Below are 12,432 nucleotides of genomic sequence, written 5' to 3' on the forward strand. Positions count from 1 at the left end.
GTGGCTCAGCCCACATTTTCATTACAATGCGCGAAACTCAAAACTGACCATTCGTGCTCACGGATTTTTTACTGATGCTTCATGCCATTCCCAGCGTTTTCCTCGTCGGCCTGATGGGTGCCGGCAAAACCACCGTCGGCCGCCGGTTGGCCCAGGCATTACGATGGGATTTCGCTGACAGCGATCACGAAATCGAACGCCGCGCTGGCGCCAGTATCCCGCTCATCTTCGAGTTAGAGGGCGAGGCCGGTTTTCGGGCGCGCGAGAAGGCCATGATCGCGGAGCTTACCCAGCGCTCCGCTATCGTGCTCGCCACCGGTGGCGGTTCGGTGCTGAATCCCGATAACCGCCGTTGCTTGATCGGGCGGGGCTTCGTGGTTTATCTGTGTGCCTCCATTGATGAGTTGGTACGCCGCACCCACCTGGATCATAACCGCCCGTTGTTGCAAACCGCCGACCCTCGGTCGCGTTTGCTGCAACTCATGGCGCAGCGTGATGCACTCTATCGGGAGGTGGCTGACTGTGTGATTTCGACGGAAGACCAGCCCGTTAAAGAGATCGTAGGAGAGATCTTGCGACGACTGGAAGCCCATCAACCCTGAAAATCGTCCCTAACTTGGCTCATGCGCTCATGAAAACGCTTTACGTCGAACTCGGTGACCGCCGCTATCCGATCCACATCGGCCCTGGCTTGCTGGATCAGCCGGAGCTGTTACGCCCCCACCTTCCTGGCCAACAGGTCTTGGTAATCAGCAACACGACAGTCGCGCCGCTCTATCTTGACCGCGTTCGGGCTGCGCTGACTGGCTTGCGCCATGAAGTGCTTATCCTTCCCGACGGTGAGCAATATAAAACCTTAGCCACGCTGGATGCGGTTTTTACTGCGCTACTAAACCACCGATTTGCTCGGGATTGTACGTTGGTGGCACTTGGTGGCGGGGTGATCGGCGATATGGTCGGCTTCGCGGCCGCCTGTTATCAACGCGGTGTTCACTTCGTCCAGATTCCCACGACGCTGCTCGCGCAGGTCGATTCGTCCGTCGGCGGTAAGACAGCGGTCAATCACCCGCTGGGTAAGAACATGATCGGCGCTTTTTATCAGCCAGGCGGCGTGTTGGCGGATACCGATACCCTGGGAACCTTACCGGATCGGGAGCTGCGCGCCGGGCTGGCCGAGGTCATTAAGTACGGCTTGATTCGCGATCTGCCCTTTTTGGAGTGGTTGGAAGCCAATATTGGGCATTTGCTAGCCCGCGATGCGGCGGCTCTGACTGAAGCTATCGAACGCTCTTGCCGCAATAAGGCGGAGATCGTGGCGCTGGATGAGCGGGAGACTGGCGAACGCGCCTTGCTTAACCTTGGTCATACGTTCGGCCACGCCATTGAAACCGGAATGGGCTATGGGGAATGGCTGCACGGTGAGGCGGTGGCGGTTGGGATGTGCCTGGCGGCAGATTTGTCCATGCGGCTGGGTTGGTTGGCTGCGGATGGCGCGGAGCGGGTTCGGGCGTTGCTCGCTCGTGCTGGGTTGCCGCTCGCGCCGCCTGCACAATTGACGGCTGACGATTTCTTGCGGTTGATGGCTGTGGATAAAAAGGTCAAAGAGGGTCAGTTGCGGCTGGTGTTGCTACGCAGCCTGGGCCGCGCGACTCTCGTGAGTGGCGTTGATCCCCACATCCTGCGAAGTACTTTGGAAGACAGTTTTCAGTAGGAAAAGGCGGATTAGCGAACCGCAATCCGCCAAAAGATTATGCCTACCTGGTTATTTTGGCGTTTTCGCTTTTTCCAGGTCGGAATAGGTCGTGGGATGATGTGACCGGTCAATATCCAAGCCGAGCTGTAAGCCGATCTGAGAGAGCGAGAAAATCCCGCGCACCGCCGGTTCGCCGGTTTGAGGATCGGTATCCAGCGCCATCGCATGTTGGCGGTTAACGTGACGGAGGGTCGCGATGATGTCACCCACCCGCGCTTTCGACACATCTTCCATCAAGAGCACCTCCAGCTTAGGTTTGAGGGTCATGATGTCGGCAACCAGTAAATCTTCCCAGGCGCCGCCTGCCTTGGTAAGAATGCGTTTCGGTTTTTCGCCTTCGATATCACGACTGGTCAGCAGCCCGACAATGTGGCCGTCGGCATCGCGTACCAGCAGCATACGGACACCCCGCTTGACCATCATTTCCAACGCCTTGCTGATAGGCGTGGCCAGTTCCGTGGTGTAAGCGGTGACTTGGCTCAAATCGGTCATCACGCTGGTCGCGGGATCGTCTTCCGTGACGTGCTCCGGCAATTGCTGCCTCGGTCGAAAGTAGCCAGCGGCGCTTTCGAAATGGTGAAACGGAAGCGTTTGATAAGGCATCGGGAAACCTCCGTAGCAATTGCCGAAAAAAGAACAGGTTGCAATAAGTCGAAAACCTTGATCCAGCCCGGCAGCCTTTCAACGGCGGCGGGTACGTGCCATGACGCTATCGGTCCAGTCCAGAATCGCACGCACGCGCGGGGTCAGCATCTCCCACGCTTCGTCGTGATCAGCCCAGCGGTATTCGCTGTGTTCCGGACGGCCCAATTGCGGGTTGGTAGGCAGTTGGACTGCCGTCGTTACCGATTCGGCAATGTAATAACGCGCCACCTTGCGGCCTTGATTATAAGGATAGGTTTCGCGGTACACATCGCCCCAGCGAAAGCGCAGGCCGGTTAAAGTCGTTTCCTCCTCTACCTCGCGGACGGCCGCTTGGAGCGGTGACTCATTTAGTTCTACCATGCCTTTGGGAAAATCCCAGTAGTTATACGCTTTCAATAACAAATAATCGTAGTGGTTCCGGTTCCAATGCACCACCACGACGCCGCACGACAAGATCCGGTGACTAGCTGCCTCTGTAGGGGTCATCGCCATGGTCCCGCACAGCTCATGCATCGGCTCCCACATGATAGGACGGGCTTTCTGCTAGGACCGCCTCGACGAGGGCCTGGACATGTTCAGGATCGGTCCAGGGTTGAATCCCGTGGCCGAGATTGAAGATGTGACCGCAACCGGAGCCGAAATCGGCGAGGGTTTGTGCAACTTGTTGACGGATACTTGTCGGGGACGCGGCCAGCGCGGCGGGATCTAGATTGCCTTGTAAGGCGACGCGCGTTCCGATCCGGCGACGCGCATCACCTAAGTCCACCGTCCAATCGACGCCCACTGCGTCACAACCGGTTGCCGCGATGTCCTCCAACCAGGCTCCACCCCCCTTGGTGAAAAGAATGATTGGAACTCGCTGGCCGTTTGCTTCGCAAGCTACCTCGGCGACGATCCTCGCCATATAGGCCAAGGAGAAGTCCCGGTAAGCGCGCGGGGCGAGCACGCCACCCCAGGTATCGAACACCATCAACGCTTGCGCACCAGCAGCGACTTGCGCACTCAGATAGGCAATCACCGCTTGGGTGTTGATCCCCAGAAGCTGATGCAGCAGCGTGGGTTGATCGTAAAGCAAACCTTTGATCCGCGAAAAATCCTTGCTAGAGCCGCCCTCAACCATGTAGGTCGCCAGCGTCCAGGGGCTGCCGGCGAAGCCAATGAGCGGAACCCGGCCTGCGAGTTCGTGGCGAATCACTCGCACCGCATCCATCACATAGCGTAGTTCAACTTCCGGATCGGGCACGAAGAGTCGGCCAATGTCAGCAGCCGAGCGAACCGGTCGCTCGAAGATCGGCCCCTCTCCTTCGCTGAAGGAAAGCCCTAGCGCCATGGCGTCGGGAATGGTCAGAATGTCCGAGAACAGAATCGCCGCGTCTAAGGGGAAGCGTGCCAGCGGCTGCAAAGTGACTTCGCACGCCAGTTCAGGTGTTCTGCACAACGCAAGAAAATGACCGGCGCGGGCACGAGTCGCGCGGTATTCGGGCAAATAACGCCCGGCTTGGCGCATCAACCAAACCGGCGTCCGATCCGTGGGCTGTCGGCGCAGCGCTCGCAGCAGGCGATCATTCCGCAATGGCATCATGCGGTTACTCGTAACCTGTTCAGGTCGAAACCACGAAGGTTTTTACAAATTGCGGACGACACAAGCCCCGTATGAGAGAAGTTAGACACATGGATGGCTCCAAAAATTGGCTTGGGCAAGCAGCAAACCGTTATAGGTTCAATGTTGCCGGTCAGATAGCGCGGAGGCGCACTACAATACCCTTGGAGGCGGCAGTGGGGCGCGGGTTCCCCGGCTTAGTAGGCGACGGAACATTCCTTGCACATTTTCCGCTGTCCGAAGCTAAGTATACTGCCTGGCGGGTCTGATGGGCAAACGAGTGGTCGATTACCTTTTGAATTCCAATATTTTTCTTAGAAGCAATGATTTTTGCCAACCAACTGACCGGCCGACGGAAATTTGGCGTGTCGGTTATGAGATCGCCGGCGTTTGATCGTCTGGTATCGGCATGGCTCTTCGCATACAAGTTAGGTGGGCGCAACGAGTGATCCAGTTAACAAGGGGTATCTAAAAGATGACGCAAGATAGTTTATCCGGTTCGACTGCGCGTAACCCGGATCTCGATTGGTCCCAAATCCGTGAGACCATCCTCATGCTGGCCCTTTCGGTCGCGCAGATCGAAATGTCAATGCGGGACAGTGATGGTTCGGTGGAGGTACTCAGTAATTCTTTTACCTCAATGGCCGGTCAGGTGAAGATGATCGAGCGCACCGCCGCCAGCTTGCCAGAGAGCGCAGAAACCACCGAGGCCAGAGCCGCGATCATCGAAAACTGCGCTAGTGTCGGTGACATGATGCGTTCCGCCATTGTGGCTTTCCAATTTTACGACAAACTGACTCAGCGCCTCAATCACGTTACATCCAGCCTCGGTAGCTTGGCGGATTTAATCTCTGATGTGCGACGGCTGTACAACCCTTACGAATGGCTTGGCATGCAGGAGAAGATCAGATCGCGCTACACCATGGAAGAGGAACGGCTGATGTTTGAGGCCATCATGCAAGGGAAAACGATCAAGCAGGCCCTGGTGTTGTATGTGCAAGCGATGGAAGAAAAGAAGCATAAAACAGGCAGTGGTGGTGCGAGTCCTGATGAAGAAGTCGAGCTGTTTTAGGCATCACCGTTTGCCGCCACCCGGATGGCTGGCGGCACGGTTTGTTAGTTCTGGTTCTCGTTTGACCGGAGCAAAAACCCTTGAGGACTAAATGCGATAGCGGCGTCGTAAGGCATATTCCTGGGCATCCACAGTCGCAATCGCGGTCATATTGATGATGCGCCTGGCGGTGGCCGAGCGGGTTAAAATGTGTGCCGGTTTGGCCAAACCGAGCGTGATTGGGCCGACTGAAACCGCGTTTGTCACCTCTTTCAGCAGGTTATGCGAGATATTAGCGGCATCGGCGTTCGGCATGATCAACAGATTGGCTGAGCCTTTCAACGGCGAATGCAGGAAGGCTCGATTCCGCAGCTCTTCCGATAAGGCAGCATCGCCGCGCATTTCGCCATCCACTTCCAAATCAGGTGCTCGTTGCCGAATCAGTTGCAGGGCTTCCGCCATCTTGCGCGCTTGGCGGGATTTGTGGGAGCCAAAATTGGAGTGCGAGAGCAGCGCTACCTTCGGCGCGACGAAGCGACCGACTTCTTCGGCGGCCAACAAAGTGATATCGGCGATTTCTTCCGCCGTGGGATCGGCATTGATGTCGGTATCGCAGAAGAACAGTGGGCCGTAGGAGGTAATCAGCATGTTCATCGCCGCTGGCTTTTTGACGCCTTCCCGCAAGCCGATGATATCTAAAATATATTCGATATGATCGGGATAACCACCGATCAAACCGCACAATAAGGTATCGGCATAACCAAGGCGCAATAACAGCGCGCCAATAACGGTCGCGCGGGTATTGACTCGGACCCGCGCCTTGTTGGGATCGACCCCATAACGACCGCGCAATTTATGATATTCCTGCCAGCATTCCTCGTAATATGGGTTGTTTTGCGGGTCGATGATCTCAAAATCTTGGTCAGGGCGGATGCGCAGGCCCAGTTCGGCAATGCGTTGTTCGATCCGCCCGCGCCGCCCGATCAGAATGGGTTTGGCGAGACCGTCATCAATGACGCCCTGGATGGCCCACAGCATCCGTTCTTCCTCGGCTTGTGCGTAGATAATGCGCTTGCGGTCGGCCTTGGCACGGTCAAACACCGGCCGCATGATCTGGCCGGAACGATAGACTCGCTGACTTAGTTGGGTGTGATAAGCGGCGAAATCCTGGATCGGCCGCGTGGCGACGCCGCTCTCCATCGCCGCCTTGGCAACCGCCAGCGGCAGGGTTAGCAGTAAGCGTGGTTCAAACGGTTTCGGGATCAGGTATTCCGGGCCGAAGCCGATTTGTTGGTCACCGTAGGCGGCGGTTTCTTCCTGGGAATGCGGTTGGCGAGCCAGCTCGGCTAGCGCACGCACGCAGGCCAATTGCATCGCCTTGTTGATGGTCGTCGCGCCCACATCCAGCGCACCACGAAAGATGTAAGGAAAACACAGTACATTGTTGACTTGATTAGGATAATCAGAGCGGCCGGTGGCGATGATCGAATCGGGGCGCACGGCTTTGGCGTCCTCCGGCATAATCTCCGGCACCGGATTGGCCAACGCCAAAATCAGCGGTTTGACAGCCATGGTCTTGACCATTTCGCCGGTGAGCACGCCAGCCTTGGACAAACCCAGAAAAATATCCGCGCCGACTGTGGCATCGGCCAAGGTACGTGCGGGCGTATCGGCGGCGTAAGCCGCTTTCTCAGGGTCGAGGTTACCTCGCCCTTGAAAGATCACGCCCCGACTATCGCAGACGATGACGTGTTCCCGCTTCAATCCCAGTTCAAGCAACAAATCCAGGCAGGCGATGCCGGCGGCGCCCGCGCCGGAGGTCACCACTTTTACATCGCCAATCTTCTTACCCACCAGCGATAAAGCGTTGAGCACGGCGGCAGCGGTGATAATCGCGGTGCCGTGCTGATCATCGTGAAATACCGGAATCTTCATCCGATCCCGCAACTGGCGTTCGATATAGAAACATTCCGGGGCTTTGATGTCTTCCAGGTTGATGCCGCCGAAGCTTGGCTCCAGGCTGGCGATAATCTCGACCAGCTTGTCGGGATCGCGTTCGCTGATTTCGATATCGAACACATCGACACCGGCGAATTTTTTGAACAGGACCCCTTTGCCTTCCATCACCGGCTTGGCGGCGAGTGGGCCGATGTCGCCCAGACCCAGCACTGCCGTCCCATTGGTGATGACCGCAACCAAGTTGCCTCGCGCGGTGACGGTAGATACTTCACCGGGGTCTTGCACGATCACTTCACAGGCAGCGGCAACGCCAGGGGAATAGGCCAGCGCGAGGTCGTGTTGGCTGGCAAGGGGCTTGGTCGGAGTGACTTCGATCTTGCCGTAGGGAAGCATACGGTGATAGCGCAGGGCGCTTTCGTTGAAATCGTCGGCCATGTTGGGGCGGTTCCTTGAAGTTGGAGAGGGGGATTTAGCCTGGCGCAAGCAGAGGTCAGGCGTTTGTAAGCGTCGATAGCTTTAAAGTGTAGCAACTCGTTGGGTAAACGCGGTTGGCACAGCGCCGCCGGAGGTGCGGGAATGCGGTAAAATGCTGGGCGTTATCTCCCTATCCAGACGCGAAACCGCGTCTGATTCCTCGCCTGTTGGAGCTACCATGACCACGATCCGTCAAGATGATTTCATTCAAAGCATCGCCGATGCCTTTCAGTTCATTAGTTATTACCACCCCGTCGATTACATCAAGGCACTAGCCCAAGCCTACGAACGTGAAGAAAGCCCGGCCGCTAAGGATGCTATCGCCCAAATTCTGATCAATTCGCGGATGTGCGCCGAAGGCCATCGCCCGATTTGCCAAGACACCGGCATCGCGCTGGTATTTCTCAAAGTCGGCATGGAGGTGCATTGGGATGCCAAGCTGTCGGTGCAGGAGATGGTGAATGAAGGCGTGCGTCGCGCTTATCTCAATCCCGACAATAAGCTGCGTGCCTCGGTGCTGCATGATCCGGCTGGCAAGCGGCAGAATTCCAAAGATAACACGCCAGCGGTGGTTCACTATGAAATCGTGCCCGGCCATCACCTTGAAGTCATTTGCGCGGCCAAGGGCGGCGGTTCGGAGGCTAAATCGAAGTTTGCAATGCTCAATCCCTCCGATGATCTGGTGGACTGGGTATTAAAAACCGTGCCGCTGATGGGGGCCGGCTGGTGTCCGCCTGGTATTTTAGGCGTCGGCATCGGTGGTACACCCGAAAAAGCCTTCATGCTGGCCAAGGAATCGTTGATGGCCCCGGTCGATATCCAGGAATTGATCGCCCGTGGTCCCAAGAATCGCGCTGAAGAATTGCGCCTCGAACTGTATGAGAAGGTGAACGCACTCGGTATCGGCGCGCAAGGCTTGGGTGGCTTGACTACCGTGCTGGATGTCAAGGTGTTGGATTACCCGACCCATGCGGCTAACTTACCGATTGCCATGGTGCCGAACTGTGCGGCGACCCGTCACGTTCATTTCCATCTGGATGGCAGCGGCCCGGCCATGCTAACGCCACCGAGCCTAGACGATTGGCCGAAATTGACCTACGCTCCTACTAATGCCCGGCGCATCGATTTAGCAACGGTTACCCGGGAAGATGTCACATGTTGGAAGACGGGCGACGTCTTGCTGTTAAACGGCAAACTATTGACCGGTCGTGATGCAGCGCATAAGCGCATGACCGACATGTTGAACGCAGGCCAGAAGCTGCCAGTCGATTTCACTAATCGCTTTATTTATTACGTCGGCCCGGTCGATCCGGTGCGCGATGAAGTGGTTGGGCCTGCCGGTCCGACGACCGCAACCCGAATGGACAAATTTACCCGACAAATGCTAGAGCAGACCGGTTTGTTGGGCATGGTCGGTAAATCCGAGCGCGGTCAGATTGCCATTGACGCGATCAAGGATAACCAGGCGGTGTATCTGATGGCGGTCGGTGGCGCGGCTTATTTGGTGTCCAAGGCGATCAAGGGGGCCAAAGTGTTGGCGTTTGAGGACCTGGGGATGGAGGCGATTTATGAATTCGAGGTTAAGGATATGCCGGTGACGGTGGCGGTGGATTCCAAGGGTTCCAGCGTCCATAAGACTGGGCCGAAAGAATGGCAGGCCAAGATCGGCAAGATTCCGGTGGTAGAGGCATAGCACGAACCGCACGGCATGATTTGACGGTAAAGTCGGATTGCTCGACGATCCGACTTTGCGATTTGCGCTGAATTGATATTTCGAAAAATGATACCCGATTTGACTTGTAGCTTTCAGTGATCGGCCGGATTGATTTTTTTCTATCTTGCAATTTTCTTGTGCCACACGTTAGTTGCGGGAGTTCACCCAATAAGGCAAACACTAATCATGTCTGCTCAGCAGCTTTTTGATGTTTTGTTATCCATAAAAACGGATGAAAAATCCGGTAAGCTTTATATCTATGTAAAAGAAAGTAATACCAGGCATATCGGGACGATTATCGTTGGAAATGGCGAGATTAGTAGCATCACATTCTTGCGGAAAACCGGCGGACTGGCCTTAGAAGAAATATTATCACTCAATGTTGAGGGTGTTGTTTTTTTACAACAATCTGGAGTGGCAGCGAATGAAAAATCCCCAGATGCGCCGGCCATACACACTGTTCTGTGGAATTTGAAAAATAAATTGACCTCCTCTGGGATTGGGGTTGGTGGTCTAAAAACAGCAGATATTCGGAAGGAAGTAGAAGAAATTCTTAAAAAAATCTACGGCCCTGGAATAATAAAAGAAATTGACAGGATCGCAAATACGTATTTGATAGAGCAGAATCCTGAAGGATTTCTGGAGCAATGCAAGCTGAAAGCTCAGCTTATGCTGAGCAAGGATCAAGTCGAAAAACTATTCAAGCCATTATATGAAAAATTGAAGACGTAAAATTGCTACCTTCACAAATTTGAACAATCCTTCTTAAGGAAATCTAATGAGCTTATTCTCTGTAGCCTTAATATTTGTTTGGATCATATCAGGTCTTTTGATCTTGGCTTTTCTGGCCTTAGATATTGATCCAGTATTTCGCTTGTATTATTCAAATATCTTGCAAATTGTTTCTGCAATGTTAGGCGCTTTATTCTGCTATCGAACGGCACTGGTTCTGCCAAACGCCAACCCTATGCGCACTGTCTGGTGGTTGTTCGGTACTGCGCTTTTCGCTTGGGGGGCAGGGGCAGTCATGTTTAGCACGTATCCCTTGCTCAATGACGGCCAGGAAACGCCTTTTCCATATTATTCGGATATTGGCTATCTTTCTCTAATCCCCTTTGCAGTGAGCGCATTGCTCTTATTTAAGAAAAACTTGGGTGTCGTTTCTCCACTTTGGGGAAAAATTCTTGCAGTGATCTTTTTTATTGGTGGTCTATATATTTCGGTAATGGCAAACTGGAATGGCCTTTTTAGTGAAGGCTTGGTTTTGCCATTGGTTTCAGCTTTTTATATGTTGTTTGATCCAATTCTTCTTATGACGGTTATGCTGGTCGCCTCTGGATTGTCAGGTGGCGTGGCGTCTAGTTCAGCGTGGTTTATCATGATAGGGTTGGTTCTCTATTTCATCGGCGATCAAGCGTACACGTATTTGGTATTTACCAAACAATATGCTTCAGGCTCACCAATCGATATCTTTTGGGTACTCGGTTTTGCCATGATCGCTGTGGCGGCCATGCTCACCCACGCTTTGTTTAAAGGTAATCGTTGAGGGCGGCGTGTTGTGAGCGAAGCCGCACAGAATCCATCGCCTATAGTTCGCCATTTTCGGCAAATCCTGCTATGGCCTTTGCAGTTAATGAACATTCATGGGCAGGAGCCGCATATCTCGAAATATTGGGAACTGCTGGAAGTGCTCGGTGATACCTGCCCATGGCAGGAAGTCGATGATGAGTTTGGTGACCCGGATGATTTTCAGGAGCGCCATTACAAGGAATTCATCACCTTTCTCCCTTATGTACAGCGTTTTTTATACGGAGAAGGCGCCAATCAAGCGGGGCAGGCCGGTTATGGCAAATCGCCGATCCGGGTTTTTCGTCGCCGTGATATCGCAAGGATGCGAGTTATTCTTGATGAGAAAACCCCGCCGCTGTTATTTCAGGTCGCTCATGCCGATCTGCATTTCTTTTATGATTTGGATATCGTTATTTTAGCGGTCGAATTTTTCGCCAACGATATTCCATTATTGCTGGCTGAAGATGTACTTTTTAAAGTAGGCCGAACCTATCCCGGTTTTTGGGAGGCAAACGGTCAGGGTGGGCAATGCCCCTACCGTGTGGAATGGTTGGCCGCCAATGGTGAAATTCTGGCAGCTTCAGATTACCAAGATCGCACTAAGTATCTGCAATTTGTCTGCCGCCACCGTTCCCCGACGATCTCTGCTCATTGGGAGTTTCTGCTGCAACCGCTGGCCCTCTATCATTCCGATCAGGAGGGTGTGATCCGTTACCGGCAGATCGAATATCATCGAATGCCGTTGCTAGCGTATCTCAGCTTTAACGAGCCTCAGGCGTTGACTCGCGGTGACTTCGCTCGATTGGCGCTGATTACCAAAGCCGGTGTTTCCAACACGTTGCCCTACTCGGAAGCGGAGCTGGTCAATTTCGAGCGCGACTATTGTTACGATAAATTTTGGGACCCTGCAAATGACGAATTAAGCAGTCGCTATCTTTGTTGCGGGCATTCTTTCGTCATTGTCGGTAAAGCCAGCCAACGCTTTTTTGCCGACCCGAATACCGGGTTGCTAGGTCAATTTCGCCACCAGTATTTTTTGGTCAATCTAATCGCCCATTTTCATAAGGCCAGTCTGATGCTGTTCTCGGAGTGGCTGGTCATAGCGATCAGCCGGCTTGATATCCGAGACATGGATTCAGTTAAAGCCTTTAAGCGCGAAATTCGCCGGATCATGGAAACATTTCTGCGTTTCACGCATCGTTATTGGTTCCATGAAGTCTCCAATCAGGCGCAAGCACGCGATCTGTTCCGAATGCTGACCAACCATCTGGAGACGGATCGGATCTATCAGGATGTCAGTGCGGCGGTGAAGGAGATGAACGCCTATTTGGATAGCGATGGCCTGAGACGCCAGGCAAATACCGTTATACGCCTGACAGTAGTGACGACACTGGGCCTGATCGCCACCGTGGCAACCGGTTTTCTTGGGATGAATATTTTCGACGAGGCCGGCAATCCGATTTGGCTGAAGGGCCTGATTTTCGTTGGTGTACTGGCCCCAAGCATCCTGTTGGTGATCTATGCGGTCACCAAATCGAAATCGCTGTCAGATTTCCTTGAGGCGCTATCCGACGAGCGCCTGGGTTGGCGAGAAAAATTTGCGGTCTTATTTAGAGTCTTACGCAAACCTCGCCAGAGAATAGAGCGCATTTGACAGTGCCGGGTGG

At 54.1% G+C, this 12,432-nt stretch carries 11 protein-coding genes; 7 read left to right on the forward strand and 4 right to left on the reverse strand.

Features of this window, described 5'->3' with window-relative positions; all coding sequences use genetic code 11:
* Positions 1-74: 74 nt before the first annotated feature.
* A complete protein-coding gene (aroK, locus tag BN873_RS02290; protein ID WP_048670357.1) occupies positions 75-602 on the forward strand; it encodes a shikimate kinase AroK in 528 nt (175 codons plus the stop codon).
* Positions 603-631: 29 nt separating this feature from the next.
* A complete protein-coding gene (gene aroB / locus BN873_RS02295) occupies positions 632-1,711 on the forward strand; it encodes a 3-dehydroquinate synthase (RefSeq protein WP_048670358.1) in 1,080 nt (359 codons plus the stop codon).
* Positions 1,712-1,762: 51 nt separating this feature from the next.
* On the opposite strand, the gene BN873_RS02300 is transcribed toward aroB, so the two are convergent.
* The 3 genes from BN873_RS02300 to hemE all read right to left on the reverse strand — a co-directional run bounded on the left by BN873_RS02300 (position 1,763) and on the right by hemE (position 3,980).
* Positions 1,763-2,356, reverse strand: a complete 594-nt coding sequence (locus BN873_RS02300; RefSeq protein WP_048670359.1) for a CBS domain-containing protein — start codon at positions 2,354-2,356, stop codon at positions 1,763-1,765.
* A gap of 78 nt (positions 2,357-2,434) precedes the next feature.
* Positions 2,435-2,884: a bis(5'-nucleosyl)-tetraphosphatase gene (locus BN873_RS02305; RefSeq protein ID WP_048670689.1), complete on the reverse strand. Its 450-nt coding sequence runs from the start codon at positions 2,882-2,884 to the stop codon at positions 2,435-2,437.
* Positions 2,885-2,903: 19 nt separating this feature from the next.
* A complete protein-coding gene (hemE, locus tag BN873_RS02310) occupies positions 2,904-3,980 on the reverse strand; it encodes a uroporphyrinogen decarboxylase (RefSeq protein ID WP_048670360.1) in 1,077 nt (358 codons plus the stop codon).
* Between the two features lie 493 nt (positions 3,981-4,473).
* Here hemE and BN873_RS02315 point away from each other — a divergent pair, with 493 nt between their 5' ends.
* Positions 4,474-5,070 (forward strand): hypothetical protein, encoded by a 597-nt coding sequence (locus BN873_RS02315; protein WP_071243965.1) that lies wholly within the window; start codon positions 4,474-4,476, stop codon positions 5,068-5,070.
* An 87-nt stretch (positions 5,071-5,157) separates the two neighbouring features.
* Here BN873_RS02315 and BN873_RS02320 read toward each other — a convergent pair whose 3' ends face one another.
* A complete protein-coding gene (locus BN873_RS02320; RefSeq protein ID WP_048670361.1) occupies positions 5,158-7,443 on the reverse strand; it encodes an NADP-dependent malic enzyme in 2,286 nt (761 codons plus the stop codon).
* Positions 7,444-7,660: 217 nt separating this feature from the next.
* On the opposite strand from BN873_RS02320, the gene BN873_RS02325 reads away from it, so the two are divergent.
* The 4 genes from BN873_RS02325 (at position 7,661) to BN873_RS02340 (ending at position 12,419) form a co-directional block, all read left to right on the forward strand.
* On the forward strand, positions 7,661-9,175 hold the full coding sequence (locus BN873_RS02325; protein WP_048670362.1) for a fumarate hydratase: 1,515 nt from the start codon (positions 7,661-7,663) through the stop codon (positions 9,173-9,175).
* A gap of 207 nt (positions 9,176-9,382) precedes the next feature.
* Positions 9,383-9,928, forward strand: coding sequence for a hypothetical protein (locus BN873_RS02330; protein ID WP_048670363.1), 546 nt, complete (start codon positions 9,383-9,385; stop codon positions 9,926-9,928).
* Positions 9,929-9,974: 46 nt separating this feature from the next.
* Positions 9,975-10,742 (forward strand): hypothetical protein, encoded by a 768-nt coding sequence (locus tag BN873_RS02335; RefSeq protein ID WP_048670364.1) that lies wholly within the window; start codon positions 9,975-9,977, stop codon positions 10,740-10,742.
* Between the two features lie 12 nt (positions 10,743-10,754).
* Positions 10,755-12,419 carry a magnesium transporter CorA family protein gene (locus BN873_RS02340; protein WP_048670365.1) on the forward strand — a complete coding sequence of 555 codons (1,665 nt, stop codon included), beginning with the start codon at positions 10,755-10,757 and terminating at the stop codon, positions 12,417-12,419.
* The last annotated feature ends 13 nt before the right edge of the window (positions 12,420-12,432 follow it).

It is taken from the genome of Candidatus Competibacter denitrificans Run_A_D11 (assembly GCF_001051235.1).
Classification (GTDB): domain Bacteria; phylum Pseudomonadota; class Gammaproteobacteria; order Competibacterales; family Competibacteraceae; genus Competibacter_A; species Competibacter_A denitrificans.